This window comes from Vreelandella arcis (genome assembly GCF_900103865.1).
Lineage (GTDB): Bacteria > Pseudomonadota > Gammaproteobacteria > Pseudomonadales > Halomonadaceae > Vreelandella > Vreelandella arcis.
The window spans coordinates 217,852-238,412 of the sequence record NZ_FNII01000004.1; the positions used below are offsets into that span (position 1 = coordinate 217,852).

Consider the following 20,561-nt stretch of genomic DNA (forward strand, 5'->3'; position numbering starts at 1 on the left):
GTTTCGACTACTTTCTTACCAACGACTTATTCTTTACCGACTACTCTTTTTCCACCTGCGCAAACTCAAGCTCTACAGGCGTTGAGCGACCAAAAATCAGCACACTGACTTGCAGGCGGCTTTTTTCGTAATTGACTTCTTCGACCACGCCATTGAAATCGGCAAAAGGCCCATCCACCACACGCACTGACTGACCCGGCTCAAACACTGTTTTAGGCCGCGGCTTGTCGGCGCCGTCTTTAACACGACTCAGGATGGCATCCGCCTCACGCGACGTAATGGGCGCAGGCTTTTCTTTGGTGCCGCCAATAAACCCCATCACTCGGGGCGTTTCATTAACGAGGTGCCAGGTTTCGTCGGCCATTTCCATCTCGACTAAGACGTAGCCGGGATAGAACTTGCGCTCGCTTTTGCGGCGCTTGCCGTCACGCATTTCAACGACTTCTTCGGTCGGCACCAGAATCTCACCAAAGCGATCTTCCATGCCGTAAATTTTGACGCGCTCAAGCAAAGAACGCATCACCTGCTTTTCGAAGCCGGAATAGGCGTGAACGACGTACCAACGTTTGGACATGCAAGCTCCTAACCAATAACGCCGGACATCGCCCAGCCAAGAAGAGTGTCAATCAACCATAACATCAACCCGACCACCAGCACGGCCACTAGCACAATCGCCGTTGTCTGAATGGTTTCGGGCCGAGTCGGCCATACAACGCGCTGAATCTCTTTCTTAGCGCTTCTTGCAAGCTCAACTAATTCGCGGCCTTTCGAGGTTGTTAGCGCGAGCAAAGCCGCTGCAACGCACAACACCACGACGCCCAACACGCGATATATCAAGCCCACATCGGCAAAATAGGTGTTACCTACAACCGCGATGACAAGCAACGCAATGACTGCTGCCCATTTGAGCCCGTCATGGCGCGTCTGTTGCACCTCAGCGCCATGTTTTACAGAACTCGGCTTCATAAAAACGAGACTCCTTAGGGTGCAGCGAGCGACAAAGGAATTCTTTAAAATACGTACCAACCTGGGGAAGGCTGGCAGGCCAGGAGGGAATCGAACCCCCAACCTGCGGTTTTGGAGACCGCTGCTCTGCCAATTGAGCTACTGGCCTGTATCATCATCGACGCAGACACATTCGATAGCCTACGCAATAGCGGGCGTCATAGTAGCGAACAATTCACCACCTGACAACCCCTTTCCAACGCTAGCGCTCACATCATCACAAACACTAACGACAAAAAAAGCGAGCTTGGCTCGCTTTTTTAAAATGGAGCTCATGGACGGATTTGAACCGTCGACCTCACCCTTACCAAGGGTGTGCTCTACCCCTGAGCTACATGAGCTAAATACAACTGGAGCGGGCGGCGGGAATCGAACCCGCACCATCAGCTTGGAAGGCTGAGGTTCTACCATTGAACTACGCCCGCTTTACCGGCTTTCAGAATGATAGCCCGTCGCGCACTTACTCTTGACTTCGCCCGCTTCCGGCTTTTCATTCAACAACAATGGCGCGAACCATTATCGCTTTAATCTGGTGGAGAGGGAAGGATTCGAACCTTCGAAGCTTTCGCGGCAGATTTACAGTCTGCTCCCTTTGGCCACTCGGGAACCTCTCCATCTGAGGCGGCACATTATGCCAGGCTCCAAGGCCGTGTCAAGCACGATTGCTACGCTATAGCCTTAACAACATAGTGGCTTCAATAACATACAGCACTTTAACTCGCGACTGCTTGCTATCCGCCTGCCTTGGAACGCGCTGCATTTTGTCAAAGCAACATTGAGAATGCAAGGCCCGCTCGTATTTTTTCCAGCGACACTGGCTCAGGCACGCAGGGCGCACCTGCCATTTTACCCGCCCGCTCGGCCAAGGTTAGCGGAAAGCGGGCTTCCAGCCCCCCGTACACCATATCAGGCCACACCGCGTGGAGAACCTGCACACCTCGAGAGATCACGCGCGCATCCCCGCCTGTCAGCAACATCGGCAACGCGACGCCCTCTTGATCGCAAACTTCACTATAAATGCGATTAATAGCGCTCACCGCCGCCATGTAGATACCGTGATTCACCGCGTCAACCGTCCGCCGCCCCGGCTCTAGTAATGCGTCCGCCTCGCTCTCTGGATCAATCGCCACATTGCGCGTGCCTAGCTTTAGGCTCTCTTTCATCAAACGCAACCCGGGCACGATAAAACCACCGAGATGCTGCCCGCCAGGCAGCACAAAGTCGATGGTAATCGCACTGCCACAATCCACGGCACAGCAGCCACCGGCCAACTGGTAACCCGCCAGCGCGCCCATCCAGCGGTCAACGCCTAAACGCCCCGGCTCTTCATAGCCATTTACGACGCCCAGTGCTTCGGCGGTTGAGCGAGCAACGTGGACGTGGTTCACGCGGCGACGCAATAATCCGACGGTTTCATCCAATACCGCCGCGCGCGCTACGCTGGAGATACGCACGGCCTCAACAACATCGAGATCCGGAATATCTGCCCCAGGACGCCATTCCTCCCGCGTCCACACGGCGCCCCGCGAGCGTATCTCACTGCTATCAGCGTCTTTTAGCCGCCACTTGGACAAGGTATTGCCAATATCTAAATCTAGAATCATAAACGCCTACGTACGCTGATTTCACCGCCCGACAAGCGTCTTGGCTGTCCCGACTCGGTCACCCATAGGTTACCGCTGTCATCGACCTCACCCGCCACTGCTTCACGAGCTTGGTCTCCCTGAATCACCTGGATTGGCTGATCAGCGTAGGCATGACGCTGATTCCAAGCGGCACGCCAAGGGGCAAACCCTTGCTGTTCAAAACCTGCCAGCATGGTAAGCAGTCCGGCAACGACATCGGCGGCTAACTGGTTACGCGAAAGCGAGGGGTTGGCATCAAACAGCGCCGCGACGGGCTGCTCAATGGCACGGCGCATCGCCTCGGGCAACAACAGGTTCATCCCCATGCCGATAACGACCTCGCAGGGACCTGCCGCATCGCCGGTAACTTCCACTAAGATACCCGCCAGCTTACCTAGCTCGTCGCTGTCCCGCTGAGGCAGCAAAATATCGTTAGGCCATTTCAGCGCGGGCTCTGCACCGTGCTGTTCGAGCACTTGGGCCAGCACCACGCCGACGGCCAGGCTCAAGCCCTCCAACGCCGCCACGCCCGATTCGAAACGCCAGCCGACTGACAGCATCAAGCTCTGCCCCCACGGCGTCGTCCATACCCGACCACGCCGACCGCGCCCCGCCGTTTGCAGCTCAACCAAGCAGACCTCGCCGTGGCCGGCGCCCTGCTCAAACCGCCGACGCAGGTACTCGTTGCTCGAAGGTAACTGATCTTCAACAAATAAACGTGACAAGTGATGACGCGCTGACGCCGGTAGACGCTCAACGACTCTTGCGCCGACCAACGGCTCCAACGGCTGAGCAAGCCGATAGCCGCGCCCTTTCACCGCCACCAGCTCAACGCCAAGGGCCTCTAATTTTTTTAACTGTTTCCATACAGCCGCGCGCGAGACGCCTAGCGCATCACCCAGCTGTTCACCAGAATGAACCTCGCCGTCGCTTAGCAACCGCATCAGGTGGCCGATGCTCATGTCTTTGCCCCATTTGGGAAAACGCCTATCTTACCGGATGCGCCGTCGGCGCGAAAACTTCATCCAAAAATGACCACCAAAGGTGATTGTCTTAGTCCTTATACAATACAGTGCTGGTAGTCGACCGCACGCAGGCCCTATAATGCTGCCCTATTTTTTTAGCAGGATCGCGTCGTGATCGAGAATCTTCGCAACATTGCCATCATCGCCCACGTTGACCACGGGAAAACCACCTTGGTCGATAAATTGTTAAGCCAGTCTGGAACGCTCAACCGTAAGGCCGAAGGCCAAGAGCGGATTATGGACTCTAATGACCAGGAGAAGGAGCGTGGCATCACCATCCTGGCCAAAAACACGGCTATTAAATGGCAAGATGGCAATGGAACTGACTTCCACATCAATATTGTGGACACGCCAGGGCACGCCGATTTCGGCGGTGAAGTCGAGCGCGTTATGTCCATGGTGGATTCAGTGTTGCTGCTCGTTGACGCCGTCGACGGGCCCATGCCGCAAACACGCTTTGTGACACAAAAGGCGTTTGACCGCGGCCTGAAACCTATCGTGGTCGTCAATAAAATTGACCGCCCCGGCGCACGGCCTGACTGGGTTATCGACCAGATCTTTGACCTGTTTGATAACCTGGGCGCGTCTGACGAGCAGCTTGATTTTCCAATCATTTATTGCTCGGCACTCAACGGCATAGCAGGCCCCGACCCCGACGAACTGGCTGATGACATGTCGCCCATGTTTCAGTCTATTGTCGATATCGTTGACGCCCCCAAGGTCGAGAGCGACGGCCCTTTCCAGATGCAGATCTCGGCGCTGGACTACAACAGCTACGTGGGCGTTATCGGCCTGGGCCGCATTTCCCGCGGCAGCGTGAAGCCCAATCAGCAAATTGCTGTCGTGTCCAAAGAAGGCCATACCCGCAAAGGTAAAATTGGCCAAGTCATGACCCACATGGGCTTAGACCGGGTACAAACCGACGAAGCCACTGCGGGCGATATCATCTGCATCACCGGCATTGAAGACCTGGCGATCTCCGATACGCTTTGCGATGTAAACAACGTCGAAGCACTGCCGCCGCTGACCGTTGACGAACCCACCGTATCGATGACGTTCCAGGTCAACGACTCGCCGTTTGCCGGCAAAGACGGCAAGTTCGTCACCAGCCGGAATATTAAAGACCGCCTGGAACAAGAGCTGATTCACAACGTGGCACTGCGCGTTGAGCAGGGCGAAACGCCGGAGAAATTTAAAGTTTCCGGACGTGGTGAACTGCACCTGTCAGTCTTGATCGAATCCATGCGTCGGGAAGGCTTTGAGTTGGCGGTTGGCCGCCCCGAAGTGATCATCCGGGAAATCGACGGCGAGCAGCAGGAGCCCTACGAAGAGGTCATCATCGACTGCGAGGAGCAGCACCAGGGCGCCATCATGGAAGAGCTAGGTTACCGCAAGGGCGAAATGACCAACATGAACCCGGACGGTAAAGGCCGCGTGCGTTTGGACTTTATCATTCCGGCGCGCGGCTTGATTGGTTTCCGCGGTCAGTTCCTCACCCTAACGTCGGGTACCGGCATTTTGACCAGCCGCTTTGACCACTACGGCCCGCTGAAGCCGGACGCCTCTATCGAGCGGCGTAATGGCGTCATGGTGTCGATGGTCGACGGCAAGGCGCTGGCCTATGCGCTTTACACCCTTCAGGAGCGCGGCAAGCTGATCGTCGATCACGCCACCGAAGTCTACGAAGGCATGCTGATCGGCATCAACAACCGTGCTAACGACATGGTGGTTAACCCGACCAAGGGTAAAAAGCTGGATAACATGCGCTCAACGGGTAACGATGAAAACATCGTACTGACGCCGCCGATTAACTTTACGCTGGAACAAGCCATCGAGTTCCTGGATTCCGACGAGTTAGTCGAAGTGACGCCGAGCCATATACGCCTACGCAAGAAGTTGCTCAAAGAAAACGAGCGCAAGCGCTCCAACAAAAAGTAATCGCTATAAAGCCCGCTTATGCGGGCTTTTTTTATGCTTGAGCACCCCCTGCCACGCTAAACACGCGCGTTTGCCAAGCTACGCCCCCAACGCAACCTTAACGGTTATCCGCTGGAAAGCCCCTCAGAGGTAGCGCAAAGTAGCGCTATCCTCCGCACGGGGGATTACTCTATTATCGGTCAATTCACACAAGCGTTTGGATCCTTAACGTATTCTTACGCCTGCCCGACGGGTGCGCGGCGCCCCCACGGCGGCGCCGCGACTGACATCTAGGCGGTTACCGCCTTGACCTAGCAGAGAGGTAACAGATGACCCCGCTTATTGATGTTCAGCAGGTCAATAAAGCCTTTGGTGGCCTGCAGGTCATCGACAACTGTTCAATCCGCGTCGAAAAAGGCTCGATCACCGGGATGATCGGCCCTAATGGTGCGGGCAAGTCGACGCTATTTAATTTAATGGCCGGCGCATTAAGCCCCGACAGCGGGCGCATCTTACTCGAAGGCGAAGACATTACTGCGCTTAGCGCCGACCAGCGTTTTCATAAAGGGCTGTTACGCACCTTTCAAATTGCCCATGAATTCAGCCAGATGAGCGCGCTGGAAAATTTGATGATGGTGCCGCCCCAGCAGGCGGGTGAAAACTTATTCACCGCCTGGCTCAAGCCTGGCTTGGTGCGTCGCGAAGAGGCCGAGGTACATCGTCGGGCGCTGGAGGTCATCGACTTTATCGGCCTTCACCATGTGCGCAACGAGCTAGCAGGTAACCTTTCCGGCGGGCAGAAGAAGCTTCTGGAGCTGGGCCGTACGATGATGACCAACGCCAAGATCGTGCTACTGGATGAAATCGCCGCCGGGGTCAACCGCACCCTGCTTGGCGATCTGATCAGCAACATCGAGCGCCTCAATCGCGAAATGGGCTACACCTTCTTGGTCATCGAGCACGACATGGACATGATTGCTCGGCTTTGTGACCCCGTCATCGTGCTCGCCCAGGGCCAGGTGATGGTGGAAGGCCATATCGAGGATATTCAGAACAACCCTGACGTCATTGACGCCTATTTCGGTGCCGGGGCAGCGTGACGCATGAGGGCTGTACGCTTCAATAAACGCAACGCTTATCCACGTAGCCACACAACAGAGACTTTTCCTCATGCCCTTAATTGAAGCACGCGACGTCTATGGCGGCTATGGCAGTATGAACATCCTCAACGGGGTGAACATGGCACTGGAAGCACACGAAGTAGGCGTGATTGTCGGCCCCAACGGGGCGGGTAAGTCGACCCTGCTTAAAGCGATCTTCGGCCTGCTGCATGTCAACCAGGGTGATATTCTGCTCAACGGCGCGCCGATTCAAAACCTGCCAACCAACCAACTCGTCGAGCGCGGTATGGGCTTTGTACCCCAAGAAAAAAACGTTTTTCCCAGCCTGACGGTTCAGGAAAATCTTGAAATGGGGGCCTTCCTAAAACCGCAGAATGTTAAGCGCATGCTGGGCCAGGTCTACGAGTTCTTTCCGCCTTTGCAGGAAAAACGCCATCAACCAGCCGGAGAGCTGTCGGGTGGTCAACGCCAGATGGTCGCCATGGGGCGTGCGCTAATGGCAGAGCCAAGCCTACTACTGCTCGACGAGCCAACGGCCGGGCTTTCGCCGTTATATATGAACGAGATATTTGACCGCGTAAAGCACATCAACGCCGCGGGTGTCGGCATCTTGATGGTAGAACAAAACGCTAAGCAAGCACTTGCCATTGCCGATAAAGGCTTTGTGCTCGCTGCAGGCCAAAACCGCTTTACCGACACTGGCGCGGCACTCCTTGCCGATCCAGACGTAGCTAAAAGCTTTTTGGGCGGATAGCCCAGGGGACACTAACGTGAATGAACTGGTTTTCTTTATTAACAACGTGGTGATTGCCGGTAGCGTCACCGGCGCCATCTACGCCATTGGGGCGATCGGCGTCACGCTGGTTTTCAGCATTATGCGCTTCGCCCACTTTGCCCACGCCGACATCATGACCTTCGGGGCGTTTATGGTGTTGGTTCTTACCACAGCGTTTCCAAGCGTCGGGATGAGCATCGGCGTACCCACTGCGCTGGTGATGCTGCCGGTGGCCATGGTGATAACCGCCTGCCTCGCCGTGGGTATTGATAAAGCGTTTTATAAGCCGTTGCGCGCCCACGGGGTCAAGCCCATCGTGATGGTCATCGCCTCCTTGGGGGTCACGCTGATACTGCAGGGGATGATTCGCTTGTTTTCCGGTACCGGCGGCCAAGGCCTGTACGTTGACGACCGCAAGGCGATTTTTCGCATGCTGCCGTTTGAAAATGTCCGCGTCCCCATCGTGATTACCGAGCCGCAAATTTATTTGTTCGCCATTACGCTGGTGGCGGTGATTGCCCTGCACCTGTTTTTAAGCCGCTCGCGACTCGGCAAAGCCATGCGGGCCATGTCGGACAACCCTGAACTGGCGCAAGCGTCGGGTATCAACACCAATACCATTGTTGCCGTGACCTGGGTGATCGCCGGTGGGCTTGCGGCCATTGCCGGCACTTTGCTGTCGCTGGATGTGACCTTCAAACCCGACCTGAGCTTTTTCCTGCTGCTGCCCATTTTTGCGGCGGCGATCGTCGGCGGCGTCGGCCACCCCTTCGGTGCAGTTGCTGGCGGCTTCGTGGTCGCGTTTGCCGAAACCCTCGCGGTGTTTAACTGGGGCGTTTTCCTGCGCCCCTTCCGCGACAGCTTACCCACATGGCTCGAGCTGCCGTCCAACTTGGCCTTCGTAGGAACCGAGTACAAAATTGTGGTGCCGTTTTTCATACTGGTTGCCATCCTGATTTGGCGGCCTACCGGCATCTTTAAAGGTAAGGTGATCTGATGGCTGATAACAATTACACTCCGCAGGATGCAACGCCTAAAACATCGAGTCTACCGCTGCGTGAGCTGTGCCTATTTGGCGCGCTGCTGATTGCGATTGCGGGTGTATACGCGATGATGGGCGCCGCCTACAGCACGCGCATGCTGGTAGAGGCCGCGTGTTACGCCATCCTAGCCTTGGGGCTAACCATTCAATGGGGCTATGCAGGTCAGTTCAATGCCGGGGTCATGGGGTTCGTTGCCCTGGGAGGCGTGAGCGCCATGCTGTTCAGCGTGCCGGTCAACGAGGCGTTTTGGGGCAGTGAGCTACCTGCTGAGCTAGGCAAAGTGCTGCTTTACGCGATCGGCGCGACGCTGTTGGTGGTGGCGGCAACCAAGCTGAACCGACTGGGCGTGCCCAAGCGAGTCCGCACCGTGTTTGCCGTGGTGCTAGCCATTGTGCTGTACATGGTGGTCATCAGCCTGTTGCGCGACGTTACCGCTGAGATTGAGTCCCAGGCCGGCTTTATTGGCGGGCTGGGTTTGCCGCCCTGGACAGGCTGGATCGTCGGCGGAGCTTTAGCGGGTGTGGTCGGCTATTTTATCGGCAACGTGTGCCTGGGCTTGCGCAGCGATTACCTCGCCATCGCCACCCTGGGTATCGCCGAGATCATCAAAGCCTTTTTGAAAAATTCCGACTGGCTGACCCGGGGCACCGCCACAGTCTCGCCGCTACCCTGGCCAACGCCCGGCCCCGAAACATTAGGCTTCACCCTTTCGCGGGCGATATACCTGTCGCTGACGGCGGTGATTATTGCTGCGATTTTCTTCCTGCTTCACCGCGCTTACCATGCCCCCTGGGGGCGTATGATCCGCGCCATTCGCGATAATGAAGTATCGGCGGCCGCCATGGGCAAAGACATCAACAAGCGACGCCTGGAGATTTTCGTGCTGGGCTGCATTCTGATGGGCGTCGGCGGTGGAATACTCGCCAGCTTCAACAGTTTGTTCGACCCTAACGGTTACTTACCGCTAAACCATACCTTTCTGGTGTTGGTTATGGTGATTCTGGGCGGGCCGGGTAACAACCTCGGCACCATCTTCGGCGCCGTCGCGGTCTACATTATCTGGATTATGTCGGAACCGTTGGCGCTATATTTAATGGATCTTGCGGTGGCCTTCGGCGCCTTTGCTTTTGATTGGCAAGCCCCCAGCACTATCGACAGCCGTGCGCTACAGGCAAGAGTGATGGTGATTGGCATACTCGTCACACTGGTATTGCGCTTCGCTCCCAAAGGGCTGTTGCCAGAGCATATTAAACAGCACGATTAACTCCCAAAAAAACCGCCCCAGCGCTTGGCTGGGGCGGGTGCAGGTCTTGGTTAAGCGCCTCGCACTTAGTCTTCCGCTAGCTCACCTACCTGTTTAAATTCTCCATCTTCAACGGTCATTTCCACGACGGTGCCGGGTACGTCGCCGTTGTCGTCAAACTCATGGCGACCTGAAGCCCCTTCGTAGTTAATCTCTTCACCTTGGGCAATTAGCTCAACGGCCTTTTCCCACTCGCCCGGCAAAATGACTTCGCCCGGTTCGCTTGCCACCGCGCGCAATGCTTCAGACAAGCCTTCCCGCTCAGCGCTACCGTTTTGCTCGATAGCCAGCGCCAGCAAGAACGCCGCATCGTAAGCTTGAGCAGCAAACACAGCGTCAGGATCAACGTCGTTAGCTTCGGCGGCCTCAGTGAAAATAGCGGTGCCGGGCAGGTCTGGGCTGCCTGGGCGGGTCGCAATCATGCCGTCTAACACATTGGCCCCCACGGCTTCGACGAGGCTATTACCCACCATGCCATCGGCCCCTACGTACTGGGTAAATACGCCGCTTTCCGCTGCTTGGCGCAATACGGTTTGGCCCGACGTATCAGCGTAGGCTAGCACCACCAAGGTTTGTACCCCTGTTGACGACAATATGCCCAGCTCCGAACGGTAGTCGGCACGGTTATCTTCATGAGCCAAGCTTTCCACTACGCTGCCGCCCTCGGCTTTGAAAGTGTTGGCAAACGCATCAGATAACCCCTGACCGTAATCGTTATTCACAAACGTCACGGCGACTTCATCGATACCTTTATCGATCAGCAGCTTGGCCAGCATTTCACCCTGGAAAGCATCTGACGGGACGGTACGGAACACCAGGTCGTTATCGTTAAGCTCGGTTACTGCTGGTGCGGTAGACGCCGGCGACACCATCACCACACCACCAGGAATCGCCGCGTTATTAGCCGCCGCGATAGTCGCACCGGTGCATAGCGCCCCGACAATAGCCGTGACATTCTCGGTGTTGACCATACGATCCGCCGAGTTCGAAGCAGCCGATGCGTCAGAGCAGGTCGTATCACCCGACGGCATTGCCAACGTTTGACCGTCGAGAATGCCACCTTGCTCGTTAATCTGCTGCACCGCTAACTGTGCGCCATCAAAGATCGGCGGCGTTAAACTCTCAATCCCCCCGGTAAAGCCACCCAAAAAGCCCACTTTGACCTCAGCCTGGGCCGCACCCGCCAATGCCAAGGAAGAGACGGCCACAGCCGTGGCTATCATGCGCTTATTCATCATTTTATTAATCGCTCCCTGTCGAATTTTAGCGCCCCATCAAGATGCTGGGGTCTGCTATTAATCTGGAACTGGAACGCTAAAAATACAAGCAACGGTTTCCAACGCTAGGTCTCGTTTTCATCCTTGACGCGCTCGGCCCAACGCTTGCGCGATAAATTGCGCCGATAAAGCCGCACCAGGGCAATCGTCAACGCTGATAACAGCATCGCCGCAAAGACGACCCCCTGCCAGGGGCGTGCTGCATCGTGCAGATAGGTTTCCAGCGTGATGATGATCGCCAGACCTACTGCCTGCGAACCAATAGCGAGCGCGCGAAGTTTATCAAAAGCAACGTGGGGCATAGGTGTCTCCGTGATGGCCGGCTCCATGGTATGGTGCGCCAGTGTACCTGCTCAACGGGAAAACCATGAACGCGATTACCCTTGGCCCTCTATTGATTTCACTGCCCCGCCTTTATGCCATTGCCTGCGCGATCGCGCTGCTGGTCAGTACCCGGTATTTGCTGAGCCTCCCCTCAGCCAAGCATCAACGCTGGTTTTTAGGCCTAGTGGTCGTTTGGCTACTGGCAGCCCGATTCGGCCATGTGGTGCTGCATATCGACAGCTACAGCGTCGCCCCACTGGCAGCGCTGAAAATCTGGCAGCCTGGCTACCACGGGCTTTGGGGCATGGCCGCGGGGTTGGTGTGGACGCTCTGGTCGCTACGCTCCCGGCTAATAGCCATGGGTGGCGCCATGGCGCTGCTGGTGGGAACCTCTAGCCTGTGGCTGGTACTGGTAACACTGGCGCCGCTGGGCAGCGATCTCAGCGTGAAGAGCCTGCCCGACATAACGCTCGAAGACATTGACGGCAACCCGGTTCATTTGCCGTCGCTTGCTGACGACCACGACCGGATTATCGTCAACCTCTGGGCAACCTGGTGCCCGCCTTGCCTGCGCGAAATGCCGCTGTTAGCCGAGGCCGACCAGCGTAAAGGGGTGGGTGTCGTGGTCGCCAATCAAGGCGAAGACCTGCTGCCCATCGTGCGTTATCTGGACGAGTACCAGCTTCGTTTTCGCTACGCGCTACGCGACCCCAAGCAAATGCTCATGTCGATAGTGGAAGCGCCTGGGCTACCCACCACCGTGCTGTTTGATGGCGACGGTAACGCCCTGGATGTCCACGTTGGCGAGCTGACCCACGCCCAATTGCAACAATGGTTGGACGATTAACGACAATACACCTTAATCCCCCAGCGCCTTTACGTTAGAATCGCCCGCCCTATTGCTGCCGGTCGCCATTGTCGGCAGCTTACGACCCGTTTTGCAGACTTCCTCGAGGCATCATGAGCGATTTTTCCCCCGGCCAACGCTGGATTAGCGACGGCGAAGCCGAGCTTGGGCTCGGCACAGTGCTTAACTGCGACGCCCGCAGCGTTACCATTTTGTTCAGTGCCAGCCAGGAAACCCGCACCTACAACACACGCCAAGCCCCGTTAACCCGCGTGATGTTCGGCAGTGGCGACCGCGTTGTGTCGGCCGATGGCTGGCAGATGATCGTCGATGACAGTCAAATGTCCGACGACCTGATTACCTACGTTGGCGAAGATCACCAGGGCCAGCGACGTGAACTGCCCGAAACCAAGCTTGCCGATACCATGCAGTTCGATCAGGCCCGCGACCGATTGCTTACCGGTCAAGTTGACCGCAACGACTGGTTCGACCTGCGCTTTCGCACTCTGCATCATCATCAGCGCATCGAACAGCACAGCGCGCTGGGCTTTGCCGGGCCACGCATCGATTTGATTCCACACCAGCTGTATATCGCCGATGAAGTCGCCCGCCGCCATGCGCCGCGTGTCCTACTCGCCGACGAAGTGGGGCTGGGCAAAACCATTGAAGCCGGACTGATTCTGCACCGCCTGCTGGTGGCGGGTCGGGTAGAACGAGCGCTGATACTGGTGCCGGATAGCCTGACCCACCAGTGGCTGGTGGAGCTGTTGCGGCGTTTTTCGCTCAACGTAAGCCTGCTAGACGAGCAGCAAAGCGAGGCCCACGGCAGCGATAATCCCTTTGAAAGCGCCCAGCTGATATTGGCCAGCCAAGGCTGGCTATTCGCCAATGCCCACCGCCAGGCCCAGGCGCAGGCCAGCCACTTCGACCTGCTGATTGTTGACGAAGCCCACCACTTGGACTGGAGCAACGAAGGCAGCGGCCCGGGCTATCAGTGCGTAGAGCAGCTAGCGGCCAATATCCCCGGCTTGTTGCTGTTGACCGCCACGCCCGAACAAATGGGCATCGAAAGCCACTTTGCCCGCCTGCGCCTGCTTGATCCTGAGCGCTACCACGACATTGCCCGCTTCAAAGACGAAGAACGCCACTATAGTGCGGTGGCCGGCGCCATTGACGCACTTGACGCCTTGCCCGCGAATATCGAGGCCCGCGAACATATTGAGGCCGTCGCCGACGACCGCGACAGCCAGGCGCTACTCGCCACTTTATGCAACCCGGAAGCCAGCACTGAGCAACAAGACGCGGCTCGCGCCCAACTGCGCGACGCCCTACTCGACCGCCACGGCACCGGGCGGGTGATGTTCCGCAATAGCCGCCGCCACGTGGGCGGCTTCCCCGAGCGGCGCCTGCATCTCAACGCGCTGGCTTTGCCTCCCGCCTATCGACGCATATTGCGCCGCTTAGAGCGCGACGACGACTACCTCGACGAACTGCTGATCGAAACCGGCATGGATCACCCAGATGTGTTGATCTACCCGGATGCCGCCTACCGCGAACTCAGCGACGACCCGCTCAACAGCGAACCCTGGTTTCACATCGACCCGCGGGTCACCTGGCTGCTGGAGAAGCTCAGCGACGATAGCGAGACCGGCTTTGCCAACGACAAGGTGTTGGTGATTGCCCACCACCGCGAAACCGCCGAAGGGCTGGCCGAAGGCCTGCGCGTGCTGGGTGGCTATCAGGCACCGGTGTTCCACGAAGGCTTATCGCTGGTCGAGCGGGATCGTGCCGCCGCAGCGTTTGCCGACGAGGAAGACGGCTGCCAGGTACTGGTGTGCTCAGAAATCGGCTCCGAGGGGCGCAACTTCCAGTTCTGCCGCCACTTGGTGATGTTCGATATGCCCCAGCATCCCGACCAGTTAGAGCAGCGCATTGGCCGCCTCGACAGGATCGGTCAACGTCACGCCATCGAGATGCATGTCCCCACGTTCACCGGCAGCCCCGGCGAACGGCTACTGCGTTGGTATCACGAAGGCATGGATGCGTTCAGCGCGCCCCACAGCATTGGCAGCGACCTGTTCGATGCCTTTGGCGATGCGCTGGCCGATGCCTTGCTGGATGACACCATGCTCGACGAAATCATCAGCGAGACCCGCGAGATGTTTATCGCCAAACTGGCCGAGCGGGACGCAGGCCGTAACCGCCTGCTGGAGCTCAACGCCTGCCGCCCGGCGCGGGCTCAGCAGGTCATCGAGGCCGTGCGCGAGCTGGACGACGACACCGCGCTACCGCGCTATGTAGAGCGCGCACTGGATATTTTTGGCGTGGATAGCCAAGAGATCGGCAACGGCCTGCTGCATCTTCAGCCCGGCCAGCACATGCTCGATGGCCTGCCGGGATTGGTGAAAGGCGAGGAAGGCTTTTCAGCGACCTACGATCGCCACCAAGCGCTCGCCCGGGATGACGTTCAGCGGCTTTCCTGGGAACACCCGCTGCTACGTGAAATGATGGGGCGCATTTTAGACGGCACCATGGGTAATACCGCTCTCGCGTTATTAGGCCACCCGGCGATTCCCGGCGGGCGGCTAATGGCCGAGCTGGTGTTCCGCACCCATTGCCCTGCGCCCAAAACGCTGCACCTTAACCGCTTCCTGCCGCCCACCGCCGTGCGCGTGCTGCTGGATGAATCCGGCGCCAACCTCACCGGTAAAATCTCGTTTACCGGCCTGGGCAAAAACCTGCAAAAGGTCAATAAATCCCTGGCGCGTGACTTGATCAAGAATCGGCACGACCAGCTTCGCGAGATGCTCACCCAAGGGGAAAACGAAGCGGATCGTGAGCTGCCGAGTATTGTGGAAGCCGCCGAAGCGCGCATGCGCACTCAGCTGGATGCGGAGTTAGCCCGCTTAACGGCCCTGGCGGAACACAACCCGTCGGTGCGCAACGAAGAACTCGACGCCCTGAAAAACGAGCGCCAGGCGCTCAGCGACGCCATTGAAAACACCCGCTTGCGGCTGGATGCCGTACGGGTGATTATCACCGTTGACCCAAACGCCTAGGCGTCCTGTTTAGACTCAAGAATCGCCTCGAGCGCTTTGTCGAGTGTTGGATAGGTAAAGCTAAAACCGGCTTCAACAAGGCGTTCAGGACGCATGTCGGCGCCGGTTAGCAGTAGCTGAGACATCTCCCCCAGTCCCGCTTTCAATACGCAGGCGGGCACCGGAAATATCGCCGGGCGGTGAAGCTTTTGGGCGAGTGTTTTGGTGAATTCAGCGTTGGTCACGGGATGCGGCGCGCTGCCGTTAAATGCACCCGACAGGGACGAGTCGTTGAGCAAAAAGATAATCGCATTGACCAGATCATCGCGATGGATCCAGGGCATAAACTGTCGGCCATCGCCAAAGCGGCCACCTAACCCCAGCTTGAACGGCGGTAACATCTTTTGCAGTGTGCCGCCCCCCGCCGCCAGCACCAGCCCAATACGGATAATCGCCAGGCGCACGCCCATCGCCTCAATCGGCTTAGCGGCCGACTCCCACTGGGCACACAGCCGGTGGGCAAACTCATCGTGGGGCTGGGTTTCCTCGGTGACCCGCTGATCGCCTTGATCGCCGTAGTAGCCCATCGCTGAACCGCTGACTACTACCTTGGGTAGCGGCTGACCATTCTCGCCGAGCTGCTCGCACAGCGATACCAGCTGCTCGGTCATCTCGACCCGCGAGCGGATTAGCGCCGTTTTCTGACTGTCACTCCAGCGCTTGGCGGCAATCGACTCGCCCGCCAGGTTAATCAGTGCCTCGGGTGGGGTGTCGATAAATGCCTGGGCACTGTCACGAATATCACACTCGCTGGGCAGACGATCACGAACTTTGTGGGGCGTACGGGAAACCACCTGCACCTCATGCCCCTGCGCTATCAACGCAGGGCAGAGCCGTTGGCCCACAAAACCACTGCCACCGGTCACTAATACCCGCATGGTGTTTCTCCCTTTGGTATTGGCATACAAGATACGCTATTCGTAATGGTTTAAATCCACCTATATTTATACAAAACTATTACATACAATATAAAACGTACATAAATGCGCTGAATTCTTTCACTTCACGCTGGGCTAGACGTCTTGAGGCGCGACCATGATCACCACTGAGCGCAAAACGCCCCCCATTGAGATCGCGGTTGTCGGCGCCGGCATGGCCGGGCTTGCCTGTGCCAACGCGCTGGCGGCAAAGGGCATAGCGGTTAGTTTATTTGATAAAGCACGCGGCCCAGGCGGTCGAATGTCAACCAAGCGTCTAGCCCAGGCTGAATTGGACTTAGGCGCCCAAGCCTTTACTGCGCGGGATCCGGCCTTTCAGCGCGCGCTGACTACCTGGGTCGAACGGGGGCTCGTCGCCCGCTGGCCGAGCGTTAGCTATCAGGCTAGCCCAAACGGCTGGCAACTGCATCACGATACACAAGCCCGCTATACCGGGGTGCCGCGAATGAGCGCTATCAACCGTTACTTAGCGGACACGTTTCAGGCACACGCGTATGCCTCACTCCAGCTTGAGACGCGCATTGATGCGTTGCAACGCCTACCCAACGGTTGGCAGCTCAGCGACGCGGATGGTACTCGATTCGGCCCCTATCAATACGTTGTGTTCACCACGCCGCCGCCGCAAACGCTACCGCTGGTGGCCCCCTGGGATACCATCCTGGCAGATGCTTGCCGCGCGCGTGCCCAGCGCAGCTGTTGGGCGGCGTGGGCCATATTGGATGGCCCGCTGCCAGCACCTCCGGGTGGGCTAAACGACTGGCAAATGGCCCGCATTGAGCATACCGCACTGCGCTTAGTGTCGCGTAACCAGACCAAACCGGGGCGCGAACAGCAGCCCGAAAGCCTGAGTTTGCTCGCCCACTTAGACTGGAGTGAAACTCACCTAAAGCAATCGCCGTCGGCGGTGGCCGATTCATTATGGGCGGCTTTCATCGCGCTTTATCCTGATGGCACCGCGCTACCTGAGCGCGTTGCTTGCGGCGCGCACCGATGGCGCTATGCCCAGCCAAGCGCCACCGATACGCGTCTATACCTATACAATGACAACGGCCTGGCGATGTGCGGCGATAGCTTCACCGCCAGCCGCGTGGAGTCGGCGTGGTGCTCGGGCACTCAATTAGCCCAGGCGCTAGTAGATCGGTCGGTTCAGATGGGCCTCTGATTCGCGTACTTAACGCGATGGATGCAAAGGTTGTACCTTGGGGCAACAAGTTGTACAAAGGAGCGTTAGTCATTCAATATTACGAATCAGTTAATAAAATATTAGGTAATTGCTATGGATAGCAAACCACATTGCCTGCCGCAGCAATCAACGATAGGCCCTTGCGGTATGGCTCCGCATACAACTAAGAGGCACTGGCGCCCATGAGCAATAAGGCGACCCACCCACCCGATACCCCCCTTTATCCCATTCGGGAAGTATCCCGCCTGACGGGTGTGAATTCGGTTACCCTGCGCGCCTGGGAGCGACGTTACGGTTTAATTCGTCCCCAGCGCACCCCTAAAGGGCACCGGCTGTATGCCCAAGATGACATCACCCGTATTGAGCGCATTTTGCAGTGGCTTAATCGCGGTGTACCCGTTAGCCAAGTGGCCGATCTGCTCGACCAGCCCGACACCGTTGAGGCCCCTGCCCCCAACGCCGGCGATTGGGAAAGCCAGCGCCAGCAATTACAGGCGATAATCGAGGCACTCGACCTGCCCAAACTGGAAGCCTTTTATCACCAAAGTTTGGCACTTTATCCGTTGAGCGCCGCCATCAACGAGCTATGGCAGCCCGTTGTGTTAACCCTGGAAGCCAAATGGGCGGTTCAGCCCGATGAGCTTGTCCGCCGCACTTTTGAAGCGTTTTTACGCAGCCAGGTCGGCATCCGCTTACATTACGCCAACCAAGCTACTCGCGGTCCGTTAATCCTGCTCAATGTGATGCCCGATGACCCGGGCCCGCTGTGGGTATTGATGGCGGCGCTAATGGCCAGCGAGCAAGGCTACCGCGTACAGCTCTTGGATCACTCGCTGCCGCTTGAAGACCTCCCCCAAGCCGTCGCGCGGCTGCATTCGTCGATGGTGCTGCTATCCAGCGGCCAACGGGAAGCCGACGCCTATATACGCCAGGCACTGCCCGACGCTGCTGCGTCCTTGAACGTGCCCATCGGCGTATGCGGCGAAGTGGCTCGTCTTCGCGACGGCGAGCTGCGCGATACGTCGGTGCATATATTGGGCGACGATTTACCCCAAGCGATTGCCCGCTTACGTCCGTTGCTACGCGAATCGGGCGTCCTTTGACACGCTAATTGTCACCGCCGTTGCGGCGGTGCTACCCGCTGGTTAATCGCCCTGTAGGAGACTCCATGTCACGACAGTTGGTTTGGCTACGCAACGACTTGCGTATCCACGATAACACCGCGCTCGCCGCCGCCGCGGCAAAAGGCCCGGTGATCGCCGTGTTTCTCCGCACGGTTCCTCAGTGGCAGGCCCATGGCCATGGCATCAATAAAATCGACTTTTGGGCGCGCGGCGTGGCGGCGGTCAAGGAATCGCTAGACGGCCTCAACATTACGCTACTGCATCGCGATATCGACCATTTTGGCGAAGCGCCGGCCACCTTGCTGGACATCGCCCGCGAGCACCACATTGACCAGCTTCACTTCAATGTCGAATACCCGCTAAACGAGCAGCGCCGTGACCATGCAGTCATCAACGCATTTAAACAGGCGGAGATACCCGCCCACGGCTATCACGATGGCGTGGCCTTTGCCCCAGGTACGCTATTAACCGGTAAGGGCGATTATTACGGCGTCTTCACGCCGTTTTCCAACGCCTGGCACAAGCACATCACGCCAGAACAATTAGCGCTGCGAGACACGCCGGACGTGCAATCGCCGCTGGCCATCAACAGCGACCCGCTGCCTGCGCTGCCCTCATTCGATGAGTCGCCGGTTGATAAACAACAGTGGCCCGCAGGCGAGCAAGCCGCCGGTGATCGTCTGGAGCGTTTTTTACGCTTTCGCGGACGCCACTACAACGCCCAGCGAGACTTCCCCAAGGTGCGCGGCACCAGCGAGCTTTCGCCCTACCTCGCGCTGGGAATGATATCGCCTCGCCAGTGTTTTCAGGCGGTCATGGGCGAGAACGACGGCCACCTAGCCGATGGCGATAAAGGCCTGACCACCTGGGTAAGCGAGCTTATTTGGCGGGAGTTTTACCAACACGTGGCTGTCGGGTTTCCCCAGGTATGCCGCCACCAGCCGTTTCAGGCCCACACCCAGCAACTTGCCTGGCGTGATGACCATGACGGTTTTCAAGCATGGTGTGAAGGCCGCACGGGCTACCCGCTTGTCGATGCCGCAATGCGCCAGCTGGTCACCACTGGTTGGATGCACAACCGGCTGCGCATGGTCACCGCGATGTTTTTAAGCAAGCACCTGCTGATCGACTGGCGTTGGGGCGAGGCGTTCTTTTTGCGCCACTTGGTGGACGGGGAGTTCTGCGCCAACAACGGCGGCTGGCAATGGGCTGCCTCGACTGGCACCGACGCCGCGCCGTATTTTCGTATTTTTAATCCCACCACCCAGTCGACGCGCTTTGACCCCGACGGTGAGTTTATCGCCCATTGGTTACCCGAACTTGCGGCTTTGCCGGCTAAAGCCCGCCATGCACCGCCTCGCGATATGCTCACCAAGCTTGACTACCCCGCTCCCATCGTCGATCACAAAGCAGCGCGTCAGCGGGCGCTTGAGGCCTTCAAAGCACTGTCAAACTGACACTTCGTTCATCCGCTACCAACTAACCGCTTAAAGGAGTCGTCATGTCACAGGGCAAGGCACTGGAAGATTTTTGCGCCTTCTTTAATAAACTAGACAATACCTGTACAGAAAAGCTATACGAGGTATATACTGAAGATATTGTTTTCAGCGATCCGCTGCATCACGTTGAAGGGCGACGCGCGCTGGAAGCCTATTTTGCCGCGATGTACGAAAACGTTGAACGCTGTCAGTTCGTCTATCACACACGACAGCAACAGGGTAATCAGGCCTTTGTCACCTGGACCATGACTTTCGCACATCCCCGCTTGGCCGGCGGTCGTTCGATTGACGTAGAAGGCTGCAGCGCATTGACGTTTGCTGAAGACGGACGCGTCTTGCGACACCGCGACTACTTCGATGCCGGGGCCATGCTGTATGAGCACTTACCACTGATGGGCCGCGCCATTCGTTGGTTAAAGCAGCGCCTTGGTTAACCATCACCTTGCAGGGGAGAGAT

18 protein-coding genes and 4 tRNA genes are annotated in these 20,561 nt (G+C 57.7%); 11 read left to right on the top strand and 11 right to left on the bottom strand.

Going from position 1 to position 20,561, the window contains the following annotated elements; all coding sequences use genetic code 11:
• Positions 1-40 precede the first annotated feature (40 nt).
• The 8 genes from nusG to BLR97_RS06345 all read right to left on the bottom strand — a co-directional run bounded on the left by nusG (position 41) and on the right by BLR97_RS06345 (position 3,592).
• Positions 41-574 (bottom strand): transcription termination/antitermination protein NusG, encoded by a 534-nt coding sequence (nusG, locus tag BLR97_RS06310; RefSeq protein ID WP_089703607.1) that lies wholly within the window; start codon positions 572-574, stop codon positions 41-43.
• An 8-nt stretch (positions 575-582) separates the two neighbouring features.
• Positions 583-966 (bottom strand): preprotein translocase subunit SecE, encoded by a 384-nt coding sequence (gene secE, locus BLR97_RS06315; RefSeq protein ID WP_089703609.1) that lies wholly within the window; start codon positions 964-966, stop codon positions 583-585.
• A 72-nt stretch (positions 967-1,038) separates the two neighbouring features.
• Positions 1,039-1,114, bottom strand: a tRNA-Trp gene (locus tag BLR97_RS06320).
• A gap of 157 nt (positions 1,115-1,271) precedes the next feature.
• Positions 1,272-1,346 (bottom strand) — tRNA-Thr (locus BLR97_RS06325).
• A gap of 10 nt (positions 1,347-1,356) precedes the next feature.
• Positions 1,357-1,430 (bottom strand) — tRNA-Gly (locus BLR97_RS06330).
• 105 nt (positions 1,431-1,535) lie between these two features.
• A tRNA-Tyr gene (locus BLR97_RS06335) sits at positions 1,536-1,619 on the bottom strand.
• Between the two features lie 150 nt (positions 1,620-1,769).
• Positions 1,770-2,609 carry a type III pantothenate kinase gene (locus BLR97_RS06340; protein ID WP_089703611.1) on the bottom strand — a complete coding sequence of 280 codons (840 nt, stop codon included), beginning with the start codon at positions 2,607-2,609 and terminating at the stop codon, positions 1,770-1,772.
• Positions 2,606-3,592 carry a biotin--[acetyl-CoA-carboxylase] ligase gene (locus BLR97_RS06345; protein WP_089703613.1) on the bottom strand — a complete coding sequence of 329 codons (987 nt, stop codon included), beginning with the start codon at positions 3,590-3,592 and terminating at the stop codon, positions 2,606-2,608. Before BLR97_RS06345 ends, BLR97_RS06340 begins: the two co-directional genes overlap by 4 nt.
• A 174-nt stretch (positions 3,593-3,766) precedes the next feature.
• On the opposite strand from BLR97_RS06345, the gene typA reads away from it, so the two are divergent.
• The 5 genes from typA to BLR97_RS06370 all read left to right on the top strand — a co-directional run bounded on the left by typA (position 3,767) and on the right by BLR97_RS06370 (position 9,775).
• Positions 3,767-5,593 carry a translational GTPase TypA gene (gene typA, locus BLR97_RS06350; RefSeq protein WP_089703615.1) on the top strand — a complete coding sequence of 609 codons (1,827 nt, stop codon included), beginning with the start codon at positions 3,767-3,769 and terminating at the stop codon, positions 5,591-5,593.
• Between the two features lie 308 nt (positions 5,594-5,901).
• The gene (locus tag BLR97_RS06355; protein WP_089703618.1) at positions 5,902-6,672 is read left to right on the top strand and encodes an ABC transporter ATP-binding protein; all 771 of its coding nucleotides are present in this window, start codon (positions 5,902-5,904) and stop codon (positions 6,670-6,672) included.
• A gap of 70 nt (positions 6,673-6,742) precedes the next feature.
• Complete coding sequence (locus BLR97_RS06360) at positions 6,743-7,447, top strand: ABC transporter ATP-binding protein (protein ID WP_089703620.1); 705 nt, start codon at positions 6,743-6,745, stop codon at positions 7,445-7,447.
• 16 nt (positions 7,448-7,463) lie between these two features.
• Positions 7,464-8,465 carry a branched-chain amino acid ABC transporter permease gene (locus tag BLR97_RS06365; protein WP_089703622.1) on the top strand — a complete coding sequence of 334 codons (1,002 nt, stop codon included), beginning with the start codon at positions 7,464-7,466 and terminating at the stop codon, positions 8,463-8,465.
• Positions 8,465-9,775, top strand: coding sequence for a branched-chain amino acid ABC transporter permease (locus BLR97_RS06370; protein ID WP_089703624.1), 1,311 nt, complete (start codon positions 8,465-8,467; stop codon positions 9,773-9,775). The genes BLR97_RS06365 and BLR97_RS06370 overlap by 1 nt, the downstream gene beginning before the upstream one ends.
• Before the next feature lie 65 nt (positions 9,776-9,840).
• Here the strand turns inward: BLR97_RS06370 and BLR97_RS06375 are convergent, their stop codons facing one another.
• On the bottom strand, positions 9,841-11,052 hold the full coding sequence (locus tag BLR97_RS06375) for an ABC transporter substrate-binding protein (RefSeq protein ID WP_089703626.1): 1,212 nt from the start codon (positions 11,050-11,052) through the stop codon (positions 9,841-9,843).
• A 104-nt stretch (positions 11,053-11,156) separates the two neighbouring features.
• Positions 11,157-11,393: a hypothetical protein gene (locus BLR97_RS06380; protein WP_089703628.1), complete on the bottom strand. Its 237-nt coding sequence runs from the start codon at positions 11,391-11,393 to the stop codon at positions 11,157-11,159.
• Positions 11,394-11,458: 65 nt separating this feature from the next.
• Here BLR97_RS06380 and BLR97_RS06385 point away from each other — a divergent pair, with 65 nt between their 5' ends.
• A complete protein-coding gene (locus BLR97_RS06385) occupies positions 11,459-12,262 on the top strand; it encodes a redoxin family protein (RefSeq protein ID WP_089703915.1) in 804 nt (267 codons plus the stop codon).
• Positions 12,263-12,375: 113 nt separating this feature from the next.
• The gene (rapA, locus tag BLR97_RS06390) at positions 12,376-15,321 is read left to right on the top strand and encodes an RNA polymerase-associated protein RapA (protein ID WP_089703631.1); all 2,946 of its coding nucleotides are present in this window, start codon (positions 12,376-12,378) and stop codon (positions 15,319-15,321) included.
• On the opposite strand, the gene BLR97_RS06395 is transcribed toward rapA, so the two are convergent.
• Positions 15,318-16,238, bottom strand: coding sequence for a TIGR01777 family oxidoreductase (locus tag BLR97_RS06395; RefSeq protein WP_089703634.1), 921 nt, complete (start codon positions 16,236-16,238; stop codon positions 15,318-15,320). The two genes, rapA and BLR97_RS06395, sit on opposite strands and share 4 nt — an antisense overlap.
• A 157-nt stretch (positions 16,239-16,395) precedes the next feature.
• On the opposite strand from BLR97_RS06395, the gene BLR97_RS06400 reads away from it, so the two are divergent.
• The 4 genes from BLR97_RS06400 to BLR97_RS06415 all read left to right on the top strand — a co-directional run bounded on the left by BLR97_RS06400 (position 16,396) and on the right by BLR97_RS06415 (position 20,538).
• On the top strand, positions 16,396-17,460 hold the full coding sequence (locus BLR97_RS06400; RefSeq protein ID WP_089703637.1) for an NAD(P)/FAD-dependent oxidoreductase: 1,065 nt from the start codon (positions 16,396-16,398) through the stop codon (positions 17,458-17,460).
• Positions 17,461-17,663: 203 nt separating this feature from the next.
• Positions 17,664-18,584: a MerR family transcriptional regulator gene (locus BLR97_RS06405; protein ID WP_170832989.1), complete on the top strand. Its 921-nt coding sequence runs from the start codon at positions 17,664-17,666 to the stop codon at positions 18,582-18,584.
• Positions 18,585-18,649: 65 nt separating this feature from the next.
• Positions 18,650-20,062 (top strand): deoxyribodipyrimidine photo-lyase, encoded by a 1,413-nt coding sequence (phrB, locus tag BLR97_RS06410; RefSeq protein ID WP_089703642.1) that lies wholly within the window; start codon positions 18,650-18,652, stop codon positions 20,060-20,062.
• Positions 20,063-20,106: 44 nt separating this feature from the next.
• Positions 20,107-20,538 (top strand): nuclear transport factor 2 family protein, encoded by a 432-nt coding sequence (locus BLR97_RS06415; RefSeq protein ID WP_089703645.1) that lies wholly within the window; start codon positions 20,107-20,109, stop codon positions 20,536-20,538.
• The last annotated feature ends 23 nt before the right edge of the window (positions 20,539-20,561 follow it).

What these genes read in the sequence shown, in the direction of transcription:
- nusG (WP_089703607.1), bottom strand. Translation starts at nt 574, where the DNA reads ATGTCCAAACGTTGGTACGTCGTTCACGCCTATTCCGGCTTCGAAAAG.
- secE (WP_089703609.1), bottom strand. Translation starts at nt 966, where the DNA reads ATGAAGCCGAGTTCTGTAAAACATGGCGCTGAGGTGCAACAGACGCGC.
- BLR97_RS06340 (WP_089703611.1), bottom strand. Translation starts at nt 2,609, where the DNA reads ATGATTCTAGATTTAGATATTGGCAATACCTTGTCCAAGTGGCGGCTA.
- BLR97_RS06345 (WP_089703613.1), bottom strand. Translation starts at nt 3,592, where the DNA reads ATGAGCATCGGCCACCTGATGCGGTTGCTAAGCGACGGCGAGGTTCAT.
- BLR97_RS06355 (WP_089703618.1), top strand. Translation starts at nt 5,902, where the DNA reads ATGACCCCGCTTATTGATGTTCAGCAGGTCAATAAAGCCTTTGGTGGC.
- BLR97_RS06360 (WP_089703620.1), top strand. Translation starts at nt 6,743, where the DNA reads ATGCCCTTAATTGAAGCACGCGACGTCTATGGCGGCTATGGCAGTATG.
- BLR97_RS06370 (WP_089703624.1), top strand. Translation starts at nt 8,465, where the DNA reads ATGGCTGATAACAATTACACTCCGCAGGATGCAACGCCTAAAACATCG.
- BLR97_RS06375 (WP_089703626.1), bottom strand. Translation starts at nt 11,052, where the DNA reads ATGATGAATAAGCGCATGATAGCCACGGCTGTGGCCGTCTCTTCCTTG.
- BLR97_RS06380 (WP_089703628.1), bottom strand. Translation starts at nt 11,393, where the DNA reads ATGCCCCACGTTGCTTTTGATAAACTTCGCGCGCTCGCTATTGGTTCG.
- BLR97_RS06385 (WP_089703915.1), top strand. Translation starts at nt 11,459, where the DNA reads ATGAACGCGATTACCCTTGGCCCTCTATTGATTTCACTGCCCCGCCTT.
- rapA (WP_089703631.1), top strand. Translation starts at nt 12,376, where the DNA reads ATGAGCGATTTTTCCCCCGGCCAACGCTGGATTAGCGACGGCGAAGCC.
- BLR97_RS06395 (WP_089703634.1), bottom strand. Translation starts at nt 16,238, where the DNA reads ATGCGGGTATTAGTGACCGGTGGCAGTGGTTTTGTGGGCCAACGGCTC.
- BLR97_RS06400 (WP_089703637.1), top strand. Translation starts at nt 16,396, where the DNA reads ATGATCACCACTGAGCGCAAAACGCCCCCCATTGAGATCGCGGTTGTC.
- BLR97_RS06405 (WP_170832989.1), top strand. Translation starts at nt 17,664, where the DNA reads ATGAGCAATAAGGCGACCCACCCACCCGATACCCCCCTTTATCCCATT.
- phrB (WP_089703642.1), top strand. Translation starts at nt 18,650, where the DNA reads ATGTCACGACAGTTGGTTTGGCTACGCAACGACTTGCGTATCCACGAT.
- BLR97_RS06415 (WP_089703645.1), top strand. Translation starts at nt 20,107, where the DNA reads ATGTCACAGGGCAAGGCACTGGAAGATTTTTGCGCCTTCTTTAATAAA.